This is a genomic window from Allobosea sp. GW822-FHT03F07 (assembly GCF_058801345.1).
The window spans coordinates 350,528-368,866 of the sequence record NZ_JBXAND010000003.1; the positions used below are offsets into that span (position 1 = coordinate 350,528).

The 18,339-nt window shown below is 65.5% G+C and carries 15 protein-coding genes and 1 pseudogene; 11 read left to right on the plus strand and 5 right to left on the minus strand.

Annotation, left to right across the window (positions count from 1 at the left end):
• Window positions 1-10: 10 nt before the first annotated feature.
• Window positions 11-613 (plus strand): thioesterase family protein, encoded by a 603-nt coding sequence (locus AC1RMY_RS13055; protein WP_492865034.1) that lies wholly within the window; start codon window positions 11-13, stop codon window positions 611-613.
• A 296-nt stretch (window positions 614-909) separates the two neighbouring features.
• Here AC1RMY_RS13055 and AC1RMY_RS13060 read toward each other — a convergent pair whose 3' ends face one another.
• Entirely contained in the window at window positions 910-2,052 is a 1,143-nt protein-coding gene (locus AC1RMY_RS13060; RefSeq protein ID WP_492865035.1) for an AraC family transcriptional regulator, read from the minus strand.
• Between the two features lie 235 nt (window positions 2,053-2,287).
• Between AC1RMY_RS13060 and AC1RMY_RS13065 the strand changes: the two genes are divergently transcribed.
• Together AC1RMY_RS13065 and AC1RMY_RS13070 are read left to right on the plus strand one after the other, a co-directional pair.
• Complete coding sequence (locus AC1RMY_RS13065; RefSeq protein WP_492865037.1) at window positions 2,288-3,094, plus strand: SDR family NAD(P)-dependent oxidoreductase; 807 nt, start codon at window positions 2,288-2,290, stop codon at window positions 3,092-3,094.
• 68 nt (window positions 3,095-3,162) lie between these two features.
• Complete coding sequence (locus AC1RMY_RS13070) at window positions 3,163-3,459, plus strand: YciI family protein (RefSeq protein ID WP_492865039.1); 297 nt, start codon at window positions 3,163-3,165, stop codon at window positions 3,457-3,459.
• A 10-nt stretch (window positions 3,460-3,469) separates the two neighbouring features.
• On the opposite strand, the gene AC1RMY_RS13075 is transcribed toward AC1RMY_RS13070, so the two are convergent.
• Window positions 3,470-7,039 (minus strand): hybrid sensor histidine kinase/response regulator, encoded by a 3,570-nt coding sequence (locus tag AC1RMY_RS13075; protein WP_492865040.1) that lies wholly within the window; start codon window positions 7,037-7,039, stop codon window positions 3,470-3,472.
• Between the two features lie 154 nt (window positions 7,040-7,193).
• Here AC1RMY_RS13075 and mscL point away from each other — a divergent pair, with 154 nt between their 5' ends.
• The 3 genes from mscL to AC1RMY_RS13090 all read left to right on the plus strand — a co-directional run bounded on the left by mscL (window position 7,194) and on the right by AC1RMY_RS13090 (window position 10,263).
• A complete protein-coding gene (mscL, locus tag AC1RMY_RS13080) occupies window positions 7,194-7,613 on the plus strand; it encodes a large conductance mechanosensitive channel protein MscL (RefSeq protein ID WP_492865042.1) in 420 nt (139 codons plus the stop codon).
• A gap of 280 nt (window positions 7,614-7,893) precedes the next feature.
• Entirely contained in the window at window positions 7,894-9,084 is a 1,191-nt protein-coding gene (locus tag AC1RMY_RS13085; protein WP_492865044.1) for a pyridoxal phosphate-dependent aminotransferase, read from the plus strand.
• A gap of 114 nt (window positions 9,085-9,198) precedes the next feature.
• The gene (locus tag AC1RMY_RS13090) at window positions 9,199-10,263 is read left to right on the plus strand and encodes an AbrB family transcriptional regulator (protein ID WP_492865046.1); all 1,065 of its coding nucleotides are present in this window, start codon (window positions 9,199-9,201) and stop codon (window positions 10,261-10,263) included.
• A 21-nt stretch (window positions 10,264-10,284) separates the two neighbouring features.
• Here AC1RMY_RS13090 and AC1RMY_RS13095 read toward each other — a convergent pair whose 3' ends face one another.
• On the minus strand, window positions 10,285-11,874 hold the full coding sequence (locus AC1RMY_RS13095) for an ABC transporter substrate-binding protein (protein WP_492865048.1): 1,590 nt from the start codon (window positions 11,872-11,874) through the stop codon (window positions 10,285-10,287).
• Between the two features lie 97 nt (window positions 11,875-11,971).
• Entirely contained in the window at window positions 11,972-12,910 is a 939-nt protein-coding gene (locus AC1RMY_RS13100; RefSeq protein WP_492865050.1) for an SMP-30/gluconolactonase/LRE family protein, read from the minus strand.
• 213 nt (window positions 12,911-13,123) lie between these two features.
• On the opposite strand from AC1RMY_RS13100, the pseudogene AC1RMY_RS13105 reads away from it, so the two are divergent.
• A pseudogene (locus AC1RMY_RS13105) lies at window positions 13,124-13,468 on the plus strand (DUF3313 domain-containing protein); the annotation flags it as partial.
• Window positions 13,469-13,545: 77 nt separating this feature from the next.
• The gene (locus AC1RMY_RS13110; protein ID WP_492865330.1) at window positions 13,546-14,079 is read left to right on the plus strand and encodes a hypothetical protein; all 534 of its coding nucleotides are present in this window, start codon (window positions 13,546-13,548) and stop codon (window positions 14,077-14,079) included.
• Here the strand turns inward: AC1RMY_RS13110 and AC1RMY_RS13115 are convergent.
• Window positions 14,052-14,957, minus strand: a complete 906-nt coding sequence (locus AC1RMY_RS13115) for a LysR family transcriptional regulator (RefSeq protein WP_492865052.1) — start codon at window positions 14,955-14,957, stop codon at window positions 14,052-14,054. The genes AC1RMY_RS13110 and AC1RMY_RS13115 overlap by 28 nt on opposite strands.
• Before the next feature lie 117 nt (window positions 14,958-15,074).
• On the opposite strand from AC1RMY_RS13115, the gene AC1RMY_RS13120 reads away from it, so the two are divergent.
• Genes AC1RMY_RS13120 through AC1RMY_RS13130 form a run of 3 tightly spaced genes read left to right on the plus strand, consistent with a single transcriptional unit; the run spans window position 15,075 to window position 18,336 of the window.
• The gene (locus AC1RMY_RS13120) at window positions 15,075-16,511 is read left to right on the plus strand and encodes an FAD-linked oxidase C-terminal domain-containing protein (protein ID WP_492865054.1); all 1,437 of its coding nucleotides are present in this window, start codon (window positions 15,075-15,077) and stop codon (window positions 16,509-16,511) included.
• Window positions 16,508-17,695: an FAD-binding protein gene (locus tag AC1RMY_RS13125; protein WP_492865056.1), complete on the plus strand. Its 1,188-nt coding sequence runs from the start codon at window positions 16,508-16,510 to the stop codon at window positions 17,693-17,695. Before AC1RMY_RS13120 ends, AC1RMY_RS13125 begins: the two co-directional genes overlap by 4 nt.
• Window positions 17,695-18,336 (plus strand): DUF2585 domain-containing protein, encoded by a 642-nt coding sequence (locus tag AC1RMY_RS13130; RefSeq protein ID WP_492865319.1) that lies wholly within the window; start codon window positions 17,695-17,697, stop codon window positions 18,334-18,336. The genes AC1RMY_RS13125 and AC1RMY_RS13130 overlap by 1 nt, the downstream gene beginning before the upstream one ends.
• Window positions 18,337-18,339 lie beyond the last annotated feature (3 nt).

An 18,339-nucleotide genomic window follows, 5' to 3' on the forward strand; every position in this document is an offset into this window, starting at 1 on the left:
CGAGGCCTCCATGAATCTCTGGTTCCGCCTGATCTGGCTGCTGCTGACCAGCCCGTTCCGCCCGCGCCTCGAGCCGTTGGCCGATCCATCGCTGCTGGACTTCCGCGTCTGGCCCCACGACCTCGACACCAGCCTGCACATGAACAATGGTCGCTACTGGTCGCTGATGGATCTCGGGCGCACCGACCTGATGCTGCGCACGGGGCTGTGGCGCGCGGTGCTGAAGCATCGCTGGGTGCCGGTGGTCAACGCCGGTATGATCCGCTTCCGCCGCGAACTGCGCCCGTTCCGGCACTTCCGGATCGAGACCGCGATCCTGTGCTGGACCGAATCCTGGCTGGTGATCCAGCATCGCGTGCTCAGCCGGGCCAGCGACGGTTCGGAGATCGTTGCGGCCCATGCGCTCGTGCGCGCGGCTCTGTATGACCGGGCCGGGCGCGCTTACGTCCCTGTCGCGCGCCTGATGGCCGAAATCGGGACATTGCAGGAAAGCCCGCCACAAGGCCCTGAGGTTGAGGCCTTCCTCGCCTCCGAGGAGGCGATGCGCGAGAGCGCGACTATAGCATCGGACCGAAAAGTGGATTCCACTTTTCGGACAAATCCGATGCGATGACAGATGGACGGATCATCGTTATCGCGTCCGGCAGGACGTGCGATGATCTAGGTGTTTGATCCCGGATTATGATGGTGCAGTGTTTTCGGAGAGCTGGAGGGATGCACTATGGACCAGGTTCACCATGGGAGCGCCACGACGGCAGCGGCGGTCCTGCTTTACGAAATTGATCGTGGCGATCGTGCGCCAAGCGATGACCTACCGACGTGGGAAGGGCAATCGCCTTCTCGCCCCATGCTTCGATCAAAAAGAACTGCTGCGCATGGGCTGACTGAGGCTCTTTTGGTTGTCCGTAGTTAGCGCAAGTGGCGCGCTTCCTCTGCGATTGGTTCTTCCGAGCCTTTTTCGGTCGAAGCTCCGCCCCCATTCGTACCAGCACGATGCGATTGAGAAGCCCCCCGTCGAACAGCTTGAGGCGTTGTCCCGGTCCATCCACGGAAGGCACGAACGAAGGAATTCGCATCCTCGAAGCCAAGCAACAGAGTGATCTCAGCGCTCGACATCATTGTCTTGCGCAAGTAGTGCTCGGCCAATGAAGATCGGACGGCGTCAAGGGTGAGCTGAAACGACGTACCCTCTTGCTGAAGCCTGCGCTGAAGTGTGCGCGTCCCTACGCCCAGCCGCTTTCCCACCGATTGCATGGAGACATCACCGGCAGGCAAAGCTTCAAGCAAAGCGCTCCTCACCCGCTCGACCATGCTGGCCGTGCGATCAAGATGCGCCAGCCGTTGACGCAAGGACGGTTCAAAAAACTGCCACAGCTTGTGGTTTTCAGTTAGGAACCGGCGATCAAAGTCCTCTGCACGAAAGACAATTGTTGCAGACGGCGCCTCTTCAACCGAAACGCCAAAAAAGTCTCTGTACAATACGGCATCGCCTTCGTCTGCATCTGCGGCGGACGGCCAGGCCACTTTCAGGGGCTTGATCGCAGTGCGCGTGGCGAGACGTGCGAGCTGGACAAAGAAAACGAGCTTGAAAGCGAGGAATACGCCCGGCGGCGTCTTGGTGTGATCGAGAAAGTCGATCGTGAGGGTGGCGTTCAACGACGTTCGTGCGACGCTGAACGTCATCGGTGCGATCAGCCTTGCGTACTTGGCCATGCGCTCTACCGCACTGCCGAGATTGGCGCTGCACAGGGCGGCGAACAGTTCCGGATCGAACCAGTCGCTGGTCATCACCCTTGCAATTCGTAAGGGCGCAGGTAGCGTCAAGTCCAGAGATCTGGCCTCTTCCTCGATCGCTACCCATAGATTGAAGAAATCTTGAGACGTCAGGCGAACGTGATCACGAGCAAACAGATCGCCAGGTAGATCGGCGCGGCGCAAAACCGGCGCCGTGGCCAATCCCGCATCCTGCATCAGCAAGCGCCAGCCCGGCCAGATGGCATAATCCAAGGTGGCAACCGATCGCCCGGCCAAACCAGCATCCGCTTTCATCATCGCACAATGGTATCTTGCAGATCATGCCAGAACAATCGCGGATGGCGCCAATCTTGGGCAGATGCCTTACAGGTGCCCAAAGCTCGCGACCAAAGCGTCAACGTGGCGTCGAGCTTGAGATTGACGCAATCGGAATTTGCGTTGGCATGTTCCGCTAGTGCAAGCGGGGGCAGGGCGAGGCATATGTCGTCTCACCCCATTACTTTCACCGCATTGATGCGACGGATGCAATGACATGACACAGACTGTTCTGATCACTGGCGCTTCGTCAGGTTTTGGCTTGATGCTCGCAAACAAGCTTCACAAGCAGGGCTTCGCCGTCATCGGCACCAGCCGTGATCCCGAAAAATACGCCGGGAAAGTCCCTTTCAAGCTCCTGCGCCTCGACATCGATGACGATGCTTCCATCCAGGCGTTCCCGAATGAACTATTTCGGCACGCCAAGAAGCTGGATGTCCTGGTCAACAATGCCGGTTACATGGTGACCGGCCTGGCCGAAGAGACCCCGCTCGACGTGGCTCGTCAGCAGTTCGAGACCAACTTCTGGGGGACCGTGAAGGTCACCAATGCGATCCTGCCCTATTTCCGGCGGCAGAAGTCCGGCAAAATCGTCACGGTCAGCTCGATCGTTGCCCTGATCGGCCCGCCCAATCTGTCATTCTACACGGCGTCGAAGCATGCGGTTGAGGGCTATTTCAAGTCGCTGCGCTTTGAGCTGAACCCGTTCAACATCAAGGTCAGCATGGTCGAGCCGGTGTGGTTCAAGACCAACCTCGGTGCCAATGCCGTAAAGGCGACGGCCGGGACGATAAGCGACTACGACGCGTATCGCCGCAAGGCCGATGCCGCGACGAAAAAGGGTATCGACGATGCGGAAAGCCCGGATGCCGTCGTCAAGAAGATCGCCGAGCTGATCGCGGCAAAGGACCCGAAATTCAGCAATCCGGTGGGCAAGATGACCGGCATGTTCCTCTTCCTGCAAAGCTATGCGCCGAAGATGTTCGAGGGATCGATCCTCAAAAGCGTGGCGAATGCGGCCTGAAGGCGGCGGGGCGCTCTCAGCGGACGGCGCAAGCCGCACGCCGTTCCCGATCACCAAGGAGTACCCCTATGAAAGCCTATCTGACCAAGTGGATTCCGCCTCGTGCAGATTTCCTTCAGACCATCACTCATGAAGAGAAGGCGCTGTTTCAGCAGCATGGCGACTGGCAAACCAAGCTGCGCGAAACTCGCCAGATCGTAGCGCATGGCCCCGTCGTCGACCCCGCAGGCCCTTATGGCGTCGCTTTGTGGGAGGTCGAGGATGATGCCGACATCGCCGCGCTCACCGCCGAAGACCCAATCGTGAAGGCTGGTGTCGGCTATTATGAGCACTTCCCGATGATGCAACTGCGGACGCGCGACTAGGGTTTGATCCCTACTCTGCCGCCACCCGCGTCGCGCGCCATTGCGCCAGCAGCGCACGAAGCGCTCCCGGCTTCAGCGGCTTGTTCAGCAGGTGTACGTCGAGCGCGCTCGCGGCCTCGCGCACATGCGGCGTCCTGTCGGCCGTCAGCAGGATCGCCGGCATCGGCGCCCGCGCCCGCTCGCGCAGGGTGCTGATCGCGGTCAGGCCGTTGCCATGGTCGAGATGGTAGTCCGCGATGACGACGTCCGGCTCGCCACGCTTCAGCAGGATCAGCGCCTCGTCGAGCCCGGCGGCGGTGGTGACGACGCAGCCCCAGCCCTCGAGCAGCCGCTTCATCCCGTCCAGGATCGCAGGCTCGTTGTCGATGACGAGGAGCTTGAGCCCGGCGAGTTGCCCGGCCGGGATCTGGCGAGGCGCGGCGCTCGTGCTCATCTCCGGCAGAGGCGAAGCGCGCGGCACCAGAATCGCGAAGCGGCTGCCGCGACCCGGCGCCGAATCCAGCGTCAGCCGGTGGTCGAGCGTACGTGCGATGCGCTGGACGATCGAGAGGCCGAGGCCCAGCCCGCGCGCCACCCGCGCGCCCTGGTCGAGACGCTGGAATTCGCGGAACACGGTCTTCTGCTTTCCCTGGGGAATGCCGAGGCCGGTATCCAGGACTTCGACCGAGATCTGCGGTCCGCGCCGGCGGAAGCCGATCAGCACCTTGCCGCTGGGGGTGTATTTGATCGCGTTGGAGACGAGGTTCTGCAACAGCCGCCGCAGCAGCCGCCTGTCGGAGCGTACGGCGAGGCTCGTCGGCATGAAGACCAGCTTGAGACCTTTCTCCTGCGCGCTCGGCTCGAACTCGCGTTGGAGCTGGCGCATCAGTTCGTCGAGCCGGAAAGAGGTCAACTCGGGCTTCAGCGCGCCGCCGTCGAGGCGCGAGATTTCGAGCAGCGCGGTCAGGATTTCCTCGACCGCGTCGAGCGAGGCGTCGATGTTCTCGGCGAGGTCGGGGCTGCCCGCCGCCCGGTCGCGCTCGACCAGCGAGGTCGCATAGAGCCGCGCGGCGTTCAGCGGCTGGAGGATGTCGTGGCTTGCAGCGGCGAGAAAGCGCGTCTTCGATGCATTGGCCTCCTCGGCTTCCGCCTTGGCGCGCTGCAGCTCGGCGTTGACGCGCAGAATCTCCTCGGTGCGCTCGACGACGCGCCGCTCCAGGCTCTCATTGGTGCGTTCCAGTTCCTCCTGCGCTTCGACGGCTTCCGTGATGTCGGTATAGGTCGTGACGAAGCCGCCATCGGGCAGCGGGTTGGTGCGGATCTCGATGACCTTCTTGGAAGGATAGAGCTTGAGGCGTACCGGCTCGCGGTCGCGCACGAAGCTCTGCAGCCGGGCGGCCATCAGCTCGTCCTGCTGGCCGTCGCCATAGGCGCCGCGTGCCGCATTGTAGCGCACGATCTCGTCGAGCCCCGTGCCGAACCGCACCATCGCGGGCGGCAGGTCGTAGAGCTGGATGAAGGCCTGGTTCCAGGCGAGCAGCCGCAGGTCGCGATCGAGCACGGTGATGCCCTGGCCGGCATGGTCGAGGCCGTGCTGCAGGATGTCGCGGTTGTATTGCAGCGCCGCCGAGGCGTCGTCGAGCAGCTTGAAGGCGGCTTCGGTGGTCAGGTTCCTCCGCCGCAGCAGCAGCGACAGCACGAGCCGCGAGGAGGCCGCGCCGATCGCCGAGGACAGAAGATGCTCGCCGAAGCGCAAGAGATGGATGTCAGCGTCTCGGCCGGGATTGGGTTCCTCGCCGCGGCTGCTGGCGAAGCCCTCGAAGGCGCGCTGCGTCCGCTCCTGGCCGAGATAGCGCCCGATCGTCGATTGCAGCTCCGATTCGGTGACGCTGGAGCGCCAGAGCGAGAAGGACTGCGCCATCGTCGCTCGGTCCGACTCGACGAAGGCGTTGGCCTGGAGCCGTTCCATCGCGGTCGCCGGTCGCAGCAGCGAGAAGCCGATATAGGCGAGGACATTGAGCCCGAGGCTCCAGAACACGCCATGGGCCAGGGCCGGCAGATCGAGACCGAACAGGGACTCCGGCCGCAGCGCCGCCTTGCCGAACGGCCCGAGCGCGACGATTTCGCTCCAGTAGCTGCCGGGATGGGCGACGCTCGGCATCAGCAGCGTATAGGCCCAGGTCGCGATGCCGATGATCAGCCCGGCTGCGGCGCCGAGCGCCGTGCCGCGGCGCCAGACCAGACCACCGAAGAAGGCCGGCGCGATCTGCGCCGTTGCGGCGAAGGAGAGCAGGCCGATCGAAACCAGAGCCGCTTCGCCCGCCGCACGGTAATAGGCATAGCCGAGCAGGATCACGACGAGGATCGCGATGCGCCGGATGATCACGACCTGCGAGCCGAGATCGCCCCCCATCGTGCCATTGCCGGCGCCCTGCGTTTCGAGCTGGGCCGCGGAGCCGGCGGGGTCGCTGAGCCCGCGCCGCCCGCGCAGCAGCAGGGGCATGACCAGATGGTTGGAGATCATGATCGCGAGCGCGACCGAGGCGACGATGACCATCGCGGTCGCGGCCGACAGCCCGCCGACGAAGACCAGCAGGGCGAGCAGCCCGGCCTCCTTCTGCAGCGGCAGCAGCAGCACCGTCATGTCGCGGTCGACGCCTGAGCCCGGCATCAGCAATTCGCCCGCCATCGCGAGCGGCAGCACGAACAGGTTGATCAGGACGAGATAGACCGGGAACATCCAGGCGGCACGGCGCACGTCGCGCACGTCGCGATTCTCGACGATCGTCATGTGGAACTGGCGCGCCAGCAGCAGCGCGGCGCAGGACGAGAGCAGGGTCAGAGTCAGGAAGGTCGGCCAGCTCGAGGTGCGTTCCCAGATCGGCGCCATGCCGTCCGGAAGCGTCGCCGCCTGGGCGAAGAGATCGCCGGCGCCATCATAGAGCCCGTAGACGACAAAGACGCCGAGCACGAGGAAGGCGACGAGCTTGACCAGCGATTCGACCGCGATCGCCAGCACAAGGCCGTCCTGGTGCTCGGTGGCGTCGATATGCCTCGTGCCGAAGGCGCAGGCGAACCCGGCCAGCACCAGCGCCACGAGGAAAGCAAGGTCGGTGAGGAACGGCACGTCGGCCGTGATCGGGTGCCCGCCGGTCGCCGTGAGCAGCACGGACAGCGAATTCGCCACGGCCTTGAGCTGCAGCGCGATGTAGGGCAGCGCGCCGATGACGGCGACGAGGCAGACCAGCGCCGCGACGCGCTCGCTCTTGCCGTAGCGGGCGCCGACGAAATCCGCGATCGAGGTAATGTTCTGCGATTTCGCGATGCCGACGATGCGGCCGACGAAGCGGTGGCCCAAGCCGATCACCAGGATAGGGCCGACATAGATACCGAGGAAATCGAGCCCCGCGCGGCTGGCGAAACCGACCGAGCCATAGAAGGTCCAGGAGGTGCAGTAGACGGCGAGCGCCAGCGCATAGATCGTCGCCCGCGCCTTGCCGCTGACCAGCCGGCGGCCCGAGGTGTCGGCCGCATGGGCGATCGCGAACAGCGCGCACAGATAGGCCAGCGCCACCAGGACGACGGACCATGCCGGGATCATGCTGCCTCCATCGTCGGGCGCTGCGCTGGCAAGACATTAGAGGACCATGCCGACAGGTGGGAACTGGTTTCCACATCTGGCATTCTTCTCTACCCTCAGTTGCGCGACGCGGCGTGGCCGGACTGGGGCGCCAGACCGAAGAAGGGGCTAAAGCATGCTCGAGGAATTCAAGAAGTTCGCGCTCAAGGGCAATGTCGTCGATCTCGCGATCGGCGTCATCATCGGGGCGGCGTTCAGCAAAATCGTCGATTCGCTCGTCGGCGACGTCATCATGCCGTTCTTCGGAGCGCTCGGCGGCCTCGATTTCTCGAACTATTACATCGGCCTGAACAAGGCCGTGACTGCCCCCGTCCTCGAAGAGGCGAAGAAGCAGGGCGCCGTGCTGGCCTATGGCTCCTTCGCTACGGCGGCGCTCAACTTCCTGATCATCGCCTTCGTCCTGTTCCTGGTGGTGAAGGGCATCAACAAGCTCCGCTACAAGGAGGAGTCGAAGCCCGCGGAGCCGCCTCCGCCGGCCGCCGATGTCGTCCTCCTTACCGAGATCCGCGACCTGCTGAAGCAGAAGACCGTCTGATCTGGCCGGAACCTCCAGCCCTCATCCTGAGGAGCCGCGCAGCGGCGTCTCAAAGGATGCTCCAGGAGGTTCGGGACACATCCAAAGCATCCTTCGAGACGCTATTTCTGACGAAATGGCTCCTCAGGATGAGGGCTGAGAGGGCGTACGGCCTATAGAGTCGACTCTCCCGGTCGCGCTGATTCATCACCGCGACCGATCGACCCGATCTCGTCATTTCATGCCCGCCCGCGCCGTCATCGGCTAAAGGTGGCTGCTCCCAGTCGCGAGGTCGAAACGCATGTCCACTGTCACGCTTGCGGGCTCCAGCCTGATTTCCGGGCTGCGCCCAGAGGCCCGCAATGCCCCTGAGAGCGGCATCGTCGAGGTCGTCAATCACGGCCGGCTGAAGGAGGGGCTGATCCCGCTCTGGGTCGGCGAGGGCGATTTGCCGACGCCCGCTTTCATCGCGCGCGCCGCCAACAAGTCGCTGGCCGATGGCGAGACCTTCTACACCTGGCAGCGCGGCATTCCCGATCTGCGCGAGGCGCTGGCGCGCTATCACACGGCGCTCTACGGCCAGCCCTTCGCGATGGACCGCTTCTTCGTCACCGGCTCGGGCATGCAGTCGGTCCAGATCGTCGTGCGCATGATCACCGGCCCAGGTGACGAGGTGGCGATCCCGACGCCGGCCTGGCCGAACGTCGCCGCCGCGATCGGCATCGCCGGCGCGATCCCGGTCAATGTGCCGATGGACTACGTCCATGGCCGCTTCACGCTCGATCTCGACCGGCTTGCCGCCGCGATCACGCCGAAGACCCGCGCGATCGCGATCAACTCGCCGGCCAACCCAACCGGCTGGACCGCTACCAGGGATGAGCTCGCCGCAATCCTGGCGCTGGCGCGCAAGCACGGGCTCTGGATCATCGCCGACGAGATCTATGCACGCTTCGTTTATGACGGCTCGGCCCGCGCCGCCTCCTTCCACGACGTGATGGAGCCGGAGGATCGCGTCCTCTTCGTCCAGACCTTCTCGAAGAACTGGGCCATGACCGGCTGGCGCATCGGTTGGATCGAGGCCCCGCCGGCCTTCGGCCAGATCATCGAGAATCTGATCCAGTATTCGACCTCGGGCTCACCGGTCTTCGTCCAGCGCGCCGCCATCGCGGCGCTCGACGAGGGCGAGCCCTTCGTCGCCGAACAGATCGCGCGGGCGAGGGAAGGGCGCAAGATCATCTCCGAGGGGCTGAAGGCCACCAACCGCGTCACGCTGGCCCCGCCGGACGGCGCTTTCTACCAGTTCTTCTCGGTCGATGGCCGCGAGGATTCGCGCGCGCTCGCCATCGAACTCGTCGACAAGGCCAATGTCGGCCTTGCGCCCGGGACGGCCTTCGGGCCTGGCGGCGAGGCGGGCCTGCGCCTGTGCTTCGCCCGCAAATCCTCGGATCTGGTGGAAGTCGTGAAGCGGCTGCAGCGCGCGCTCGCGGGCTGAGCCGCACCCAGCGCAGGTCCGCCCTGCGAAAGGCTTGCCGCACGGGAAATTGACCCCGCCTGGCTATGCGGTCATGAACGCGCCTGCCGCGTTGCGGCAGCGCGGCAGGGATGCATGGTACGCTTCGATTATCCTTCGACGAGGCTCGCGATCTGGTCGCGAGAGGCGGTCGTCATCGGCATCGCCGCGATCGGCGGCTTGCTGTTCTCGCTTGTTGGCGCGCCGGCTGCATGGCTCTCGGGTTCGATGATCCTGAGCGCCGTCGTCGCGCTCATCCGGCCGCTGCCGGTCCTGCGCCGTTCATGGTTCGATTCGACGGTCTTGCTGTCCGGCACGATCATCGGTTCGGCAGCGACGCCCGACGCCCTGGCCGCTGCCGCCCGCTATCCGGCCTCGCTTCTCGTCCTTCTCGTGGGCATGGCGGCGATCATGGGGCTGACCGGCGCCTATTTGCGCTACGTCGCGCGCTGGTCCTGGGTGGACGCGCTGCTCGGCGCCACACCCGGTGCGCTGGCGACGATCCTCGCGGTCGCGCAGGCCAAGGGCGCAAATATCGGGCGGATCTCCGTTGTCCAGCTGTTCCGACTGCTCGTTCTCGTGGCTCTGTTGCCGAGCGCCATGCAGATGACCGGGCTCCACCCCGACGTGCCGGCCTCGGCCTCGGTGATCCTCGGCGCGGGGACGATGCTGTTCGTGTTGCTGTGTGGCTTTGCCGTCGGGCTGGTCTTCGAGCGCATGGGCATCGCCGCGCCGATGATGTTCGGCGCGACCTTGGCCAGCGCCGTCCTGCATGGCACGGGTGTGATCGAGGGCAGCCTGCCGCAGCCGATCCAGACGGCGGTGCTGGTGATGCTGGGCTCGACCATGGGCGGCCGCATAGCCCATATCCCCCGCAACGAACTGCTCGACCTGTTTCCGCTGGCGGTGGGCGGCCTCTTCGTCTCACTCGCCGTCGCCTTCGCCTTTGCCTGGCCAGCCGCTCGCCTGGCCGGGGTCTCCTATGCCGACGCGATGACGGCCTTCGCGCCGGGAGGGCTGGAGGCCATGGCCATGCTCGCCTTCGCGATGGGGCTCGACACGCTCTATGTCGGCTCCCACCATCTGATGCGCTTCCTGGTGATCGGCTTCGTGATGCCGCTCGTCATCGACCGGATGAAGGCCGATCCGCCGGAGCGCTGACGCCCCGGCGGCTGGCTTCGATCAGTCGACGCCGACCGTGGTCAGGTCCTGGAACCAGTGCTGCGCCAGCACGAATTTCGTTACTTTCGGCGAGAGCGCATGCGGGTTGGTGTCGTGCACGACCCAGCCGAGCACGGCGTCGTCGACGATCAGACTGTGCGCCTTGGCCAGAAGCTCGTCCTGCTTGGCGACGTCGAAGCTCTTGGCCGCTTCGTCGAGCAGCGCATCCACCGCCGGGCTCGACCACGTCCCCCAGTTCACGCCGACCGGCGCGACCTGGCTGGAATGAAAGAAGCGAATGATCGCGTAGAGCGGGTCCGAGGTGACATAGGCGATGTTGTTCGAGGTGACGTCGGCGTTCATCTCGTCCTTCGCACCCTTGCGCCAGCGTGTGTAGAGAACCTCGAGTTCGACGACCTTGAACTCGACCTCGATGCCGACATCCTTGAGGTTCTGCTGGATGAACTCGTTCATCGGCAGCGACTGCATCTGGCCGGAGCCCCCCTGCGCGATCACGAAGGTGGTCTTGAGCGGCTTCTGCTTGGAGTAGCCGGCCTCGGCGAGCAGCTTCTTGGCGGCTTCCGGATCGTGCTTGATCTGGAAGGACGGCTTGCCGAACCAGGGGCTGGTCGGGTCGACCTGGCCGACAGCGGGCCGCGCAAGCCCGTTCATCAACGCGACGACGCCCTCGCGATCGATGGCGAGGTTGAGCGCCTTGCGCAGGCGCACGTCGGCCCAGGGCGAGCCCGGCGCGACCGAGAGATGATAGTTCCAGACATGCGGGGTGACGTTCTCGACGATCCGCATCTTCGCCGCCTTGAGCTGCGGCACGGTGTCGGGCGCCGGCGTCTCGATCATGTCGACCTGGCCGGTGATCAGCGCGTTGGTGCGCGCCAGCACCTCCGGCATCGGCAGCAGGATCAGGCGATCGACCTTGGCGAGGCGCTTCTTGTCCCAGTACTCGGCGTTCCTGACGAGCTCGGCGCGTTCGCGCGGGACCAGCTTGTCGAGCTTGAACGGCCCGGTGCCCGAGGGCGTCAGCGCGAACTTGTCCCAGTCCTTGCCGACCTTCTCGTACTGCGCCGGCGATGAGACCAGGAACCAGAGCATCTGGTAGGGGAAGAAGGAATCGACCGCCTTGGTGGTGATCTCGACCGTCTTCGCATCGACCACGCGGTAGCTCGCGACCGAGGGGAGGCGCGGCTTGACCTGAGCGGCCTGGCGGCGGTCGTAATGAGCAGCCTTCTCGTCCAGCACCTTGTCGAGGTTCCAGACCACGGCGGCGGCGTCGAGCGCCGAGCCGTCATGGAACTTCACGCCGTCGCGCAATGTGAACAGCCACTTCTTCTGGTCGGCCGGATCGACCTTCCATTCGGTCGCGAGGCCCGGCACGAGCTTGCCCGGCCGGTCCGCGACATCCATCTCCCAGGCGACGAGCGGGTCGTACAGCGTATAGCCAGTGAACTTGTACGCACCGGCGCCGCGATCGGGCTGGCCGGAGGTCAGCGGGATATCCGCCATCGAGATGCCGTAGCGTATCACCGATTCCGCCTGCGCCGCGGTGGCGAGGGAAAAGGCGAGTGCGGCTGAAATAGCCAGACGTTTGAACATGCATGCAGCTCCGCGGGAGAAGGTGCATGCAGTTCAGCAAGGGCTGTGCCAGCAGCCGTGCCCCGGATGAGGGCCGGAGGTTGGGTAAAATCTGATGTCAGCCGCTCGGCCAGCTCGCACCGTTCGTATTGGTCAGCACGGCATAGAGTGAACTCGTGCCGCAGATGAAGAGGCGGTTGAGCCGGGGACCGCCCCAGCAGACATTGGCGACGACCTCGGGGATCGCGATCTTGCCGATCAGTGTGCCGTCCTGATGGTAGATGTGGACGCCGTCGGCGGCGCTGGTCCAGATGCGCCCTTCGACATCGAGCCGAAACCCGTCGAACAGCCCAGCCGTGCAGGTCGCGAAGACGGTGGAGCGCGCAAGTCCGGTCCCATCCGGTGTGACCTCGCAGGCTCGGATATGGCGTGGGCCATTCACAGGATCGTGGCTGGCGCCGGTGTCGGCGATGTAGAGGAGGCGCTCGTCCGGCGAGAAGGCGAGGCCATTGGGCTTGACGAAATCGTCCGCGACGATCGTCAGTGCGCCGCTCTGTCCATCGATGCGGTAGACATGGCACGCTCCGATCTCGCTCTCGGCCTTGTTGCCTTCATAGTCGCTGAGGATGCCGTAGTCGGGATCGGTGAACCAGATCGAGCCGTCCGACTTCACCACGAGATCGTTCGGCGAATTCAGCCGCTTGCCCTGCCAGTGGCTGGCGAGCACCGTGATCGAGCCGTCATGCTCGGTGCGCGTCACCTGCCGCCCGCCATGCTCGCAGGTGACGAGACGCCCGCGGGGATCGACCGTGTTGCCGTTGGAGTTCCGTGCCGGCTGGCGGAACACGCTCATCTGGCCGGAAGCTGCGTCGTAGCGCAGCATCCGGTCATTGGGGATGTCGGACCAGACCAGCGTGTTGTGAGCCCGGAACCAGGCCGGTCCCTCGGCCCAGCGCGAGCCGCTCCACAGTCGCTCGACTCGCGCCGAACCGGGAATGACGCGGTGGAAGCGCGGGTCGACGACGGTGGAGCCTGTGCCTTCGATGACGCCGAACATGAAATGTTTCTCCCTGCCGTGGCGGGACAATCGGAGATCGCGCCGTCGGCGGCAAGCCGATCACCGCAGCATTCGCACTGAATATGGGGCATGCGGCGGTTTCGAAGATTTTGTTTCTTCATGTTTCCAGACATGGGAGTCGCTCGATAAACGCCTTAATCCATCTGCCACTCGTGACCGCGAGCCATTGTTTCAAGGTGGGCGGGGAACGCGATGCTGGGCAATCTCACCGATAGGTCGGAGATCGGGCGGGGGTGCGCGCGTGCGCAACCCGCCATCAGCGCCACCGGCAGGGCCGCTGTCCTGCTGTTGGCCGGGGGGCTCGCGGGCTGCGCTGCTGCCTCGTTGGACCATGCGGGCTCGCTATCCTCCTACGCAGGGCTGACGCGGTCGGATGGTCTGTTGACCCAGTCGAGGCTCTCCGTTGACAAGGCCGGCCTTCTCACGGCGCGGACGGTTCGCATCTTGCCGACATCGTTCACCGACAAGGCGCGGGGTGCGCCGGTGTCGGCCGAGCAACGCCGCTTGATCGCCAACGCCATCGACCGCTCGCTCTGTGTCGGCCTCAGCGAACGTTTCACGGTGGTTGGATCGAAGCATGCCGATCTTATCGTTCAGGCTTTGTCTCCGACATCGTGCCCACCAACGAATACGCGGCGGCGGCGTCGAAAGCAGCGGCGATCGCAAAATCGGTGGTCCTGCCCGATATTCCCGGTCCGAGCCTGCGCCTCCCGATCGGCCACGGCAGCCTCTCGGTTGAGGCCGAGGCGCGCGGCGCGGCCGGCGAGCAGCGGGCTGCGATGATCTGGGGGCGCGGGGCCAATGTCTTGTTTGGGACGACGCGCGTCTCCGCGGCGGGGGACGCCTACGAGTTTGCCAGCGCATTCGGGGACGACTTCAGTTCACTGCTCGTCACCGGCGAGACTCCGTTCGGCAAAATGCCGGGCCTTCCCTCGGCCCAGCGTGTCCAGGCAATGAGCGGGGGAGCGCCCAGCCAGGTCGCTTGCGAAGCCTTCGGGCGGGCGCCGGGAGTCTCTGGTTTTCTTGGTGGCATCGTCGGGGCACCACCCGAATGGACGGACAAGGGAGCCGCGGACCAGGCTGTGATCGCCGTTGCGCCATCGTCCGAAAAACCGCGTGCCTACAACTCCAGCCCTTCGTCCCAATAGGGCGTTTGCCCGTAAAGCTCGCCGAGATAGTCGACGAAGGCGCGGACCTTCTGCTCCATATGCCGGCGGCTCGGATAGACGGCGTGGACGGCGACGCGGCTGCCCACGGAATAGTCCGGCAGCACCCGCTGCAGCGCGCCCGATTTCAGCTCCGGCCCGACATCCCAGGTCGAGCGTAGGGCGATGCCGAGTCCGGCCAGCAATGCCTCGCGCACGACCTCGCTCGAATTCGTCCGCAGCGGCCCGTTGACCCGCACCGTCACCGGCCCCTCCGGCCCGTCGAGGCGCCAGTGGTCGGCATTGTGCGCGATCAGCGTGTGCCGCTGCAGATCGGCGATATCGGCAGGCATGCCGGCAGCGGTTAGATAATCCGGTGCCGCGCAGAGCACGCGGTGATTGGGCGCGAGCCGCTTCGCAACGAGGCTCGAATCGCGCAGGTCTGCGATCCGGATCGCGAGGTCGAAGCCCTCGCCGACGATGTCGATGAAGGCGTCACTCAGCACGAGATCGACCGTAACCAGCGGATGCGCGTCGAGGAAGGGCTTGAGATGCGGTGCGATGTGCAGCCGGCCGAAGGAGGTCGGCGCCGAGGCGCGCAGCGTGCCGCGCGCCTGACCGGCCCCGCTCGCGACCCAGGCCTCCGCATCCTCGATCGAGGACAGGATCGAGACGACGCGCTCGTAGAAGCCTTGTCCGGCCTCGGTCAGCGAGAGCTGCCGCGTTGTGCGCTGCAGCAGCCTGACGCCCAGCCTCTCCTCGAGCCGGCGGATGCGCTTGGAGATGACGGCCGGGGACAGGTTGAGCTGCCGGCCCGCCGCCGACATGCTGTGCGCCGTCACCACATGCGCGAAGACATCGAGATCCCCGAAGCGGTCCATGCGAAGGGTCGTCCTCTCGCGATCTTTTCCAAATTGGAAATAATCATGCGCGTTGGTCGCGCTGCAAGCAGTTTCGATTTCGTCTAGGGTCTGCTCTGCCGCTCAGGAATCCGCGTCATGTCCGCCATCGCTTTTCCCGCTCCCGATCCGACCATCCTCGCCCGCCGCGAGCAGATTATTGCAGGCCTTTCCAAACTGGTTGCTCCGGCTGCGTTGATCGTTGCCGAGGACGAGCGCCGGCCTTACGAAACCGACGCTCTGACCGCCTATCGCCGGCTGCCGCTCGCGGTCGTGCTGCCATCGTCGACGCAGGAGGTGGCGGCGGTGCTGCGCTATTGCGGCGAGCAGGGCGTGCCGGTGGTGCCGCGCGGGGCGGGGACTTCGCTCGCCGGCGGCGCGATCCCGCAGGAGGACGCGGTCGTCATCGGCGTCTCCAAGATGAACCGCATCCTCGAGATCGACTACGCCAACCGGATCGCAAAGGTGCAGGCCGGCGTCACCAACCTCGCCGTCACCGGCGAGGTCATGGCGGAAGGCTTCTTCTACGCGCCCGATCCGTCCTCGCAACTCGCCTGCTCGATCGGCGGCAATATCGGGATGAATTCCGGCGGCGCGCATTGCCTGAAATACGGCGTCACCACCAATAATGTGCTCGGCGTGACGCTGGTGATGCTGGATGGCAGCATCGTCGAGATCGGCGGGGAGCATCTCGATTCGCCCGGCTACGACCTGCTCGGCCTGATCAACGGCTCCGAGGGGCAGCTCGGCATCGTCACCGAGGCGACGGTGCGCATCCTGCGCTCGGCGGAGGGCGCGCGGCCCGTCCTTTTCGGCTTTCCGACCAGCGAGCAGGCCGGTGCGGCGGTCGCTGCCATCATCGGAGCCGGCATCATCCCGGTCGCGATGGAGTTCATGGACAAGCCGGCGATCGAGATCTGCGAGGCCTTCGCCCATGCCGGTTACCCGATGGATGTCGAGGCGCTGCTGATCATCGAGGTCGAGGGCTCGGACGCCGAGATGGACGCTCAGCTCGCCCGCATCGTCGCCATCGCTAGGGAGCACGGCGTCAAGACCGTGAAGGAAAGCCAGTCGGCGATGGAGTCGGCCGCGATCTGGAAGGGCCGCAAATCCGCCTTCGGCGCCACTGGGCGTATCGCCGACTACATCTGCATGGACGGCACGATCCCGACCGGGCAATTGCCGCATGTGCTGCGCCGCATGGATGAGATCGTGAAGGGCTACGGCCTGCGCGTCGCCAATGTCTTCCACGCCGGCGATGGCAATCTCCACCCGCTGATCCTCTACAACTGCAACGACCCGGTCGAGGCGCAGAAGGCCGAGGATGCCGGCATGGACATCCTCAAGCTCTGTGTGGAAGTGGGTGGCTGCCTCACCGGGGAGCATGGGGTCGGCATCGAGAAGCGCGACCTGATGAGCTTCCAGTTCAACCCCGAGGACCTCGCCCAGCAGATGCGGGTGAGGGCGGTGTTCGATCAGGCTTGGCTGCTCAATCCCGCCAAGGTGTTCCCGCTCGAGGGAAGGGTGGCGGCGTGACCCTCCACATCCCCACCACCGAGGCGCAGGCCTGCGCCGTCGTCAAATCCCTGATCGACGGCGCCACGCCGCTTTCGATCATCGGCGGCAACACGCGTGCCGGGCTCGGCCGCCCGACGCAGACGCACAGCACGCTCTCCAGCGCGGGCTTGACCGGCATCACGCTCTACGAGCCCGCCGAGATGGTGATCGGCGCGCGCGCCGGCACGCCGCTCGCGCTCGTGCAGGAGACCTTGGCCGAGCGCGGCCAGATGCTGCCCTTCGAGCCAATGGACCATCGCGCGCTCCTCGGCAGCGAGGGCGAGCCGACCATCGGCGCGGTCGCGGCCGCCAATATCTCCGGACCGCGCCGGATCAATGCGGGGGCGGCCCGCGACTCGCTGATCGGCATTCGCATGGTCAATGGCCGTGGCGAGGCGATCAAGTCGGGCGGGCGGGTGATGAAGAACGTCACCGGGCTCGACCTCGTGAAGCTCGTCGCCGGCAGCCACGGCACGCTCGGCTTCCTGACCGAGGTGACCTTCCGCGTGCTGCCCAAGCCTGAGCGCATCGTCACGCTGGTCTGGCGTGGCCTCTCCGACCATGCCGCCATCGCGCTGCTTTCGGCGGCACTGGGTTCACCCTTCGAGCCGATGGCCGCTGCGCATCTGCCGGAGGGCATCGGCGCCGATCAGGCCCGCACCCTGCTGCGACTGGAGAACTTTTCCGATTCGATCGCCTATCGCAGCCATGAACTGAGCGAACTGCTGCGCCAGCACGGCACGCCCGAGATGGTGGAGGGCCAGGCCTCGGCCGAACTCTGGGGCGATGTCCGCGACATCAGCTTCTTCGCCGGCACGGACGAGGCGGTCTGGCGACTGTCTGTGGCGCCCGGCAACGGCCCGCGCTCGACGGCGGCGATCGCGGCACATGTGCCGGGCGCGCGCTGGTTCTACGATTGGGGCGGCGGGCTGGTCTGGCTCGCGCTTCCCGCCGGCGAGGACGCGGCGGCCGGGGCGATCCGCGCCGCGCTGAAGCCGCTCGGCGGCCATGCGACGCTGGTGCGCGCGCCCGCCGCGATCCGCGCCAGCGTTCCGGTCTTCGAGCCTCTGGCGGAGCCGCTGATGCGGGTCACGGCCGGCATCAAGACGAGCTTCGACGCGGCGGGGCTGTTCGAGCCGGGCCGGATGTATGCGGGGATATGATGACGTTCGCTGAGACGCTGAACCCGGCGGCGCGCGCGCCCCACCCGCGTGCCGCCTGGGCCCCGAACCGGCTGGCGCCCTGGACCATTGCCCTGATCGCGCTGCTGCTGATCGTCGCGACGGCGGCGATCCTCACTGCCATGGGGCGCGAGCCGATCTGCAAATGCGGCTTCGTCAAGCCATGGCACGGTCAGGTGATGTCGTCGGAGAACTCGCAGCACATCGCCGACTGGTACACCTTCTCGCACATCATCCACGGCTTCCTGTTCTACGGGCTGTTCTGGCTGATCAGGCGCGTCACCGGCCTGCCGATCTCGCTCGGCCTGGCGCTGATCCTGTCGATTCTGCTGGAGGCCTCCTGGGAGATCGCCGAGAACACCAATGCCGTGATCGAGCATTATCGCGCGACGACGATCTCGCTCGACTATTATGGCGACAGCGTCCTGAACTCGGTCTGCGACATCCTGGCGATGATCGTGGGCTTCCTCGCGGCGCGCCTGCTGCCGGTCTGGGTGACGGTCGCATCCGCTCTGGCGATGGAACTGGTGGTCGGCTGGCTGATCCGCGACAACCTGACCTTGAACGTGATCATGCTGCTGTATCCGCTCGACTGGATCAAAGCCTGGCAGGGTGGGGCCTGAGAG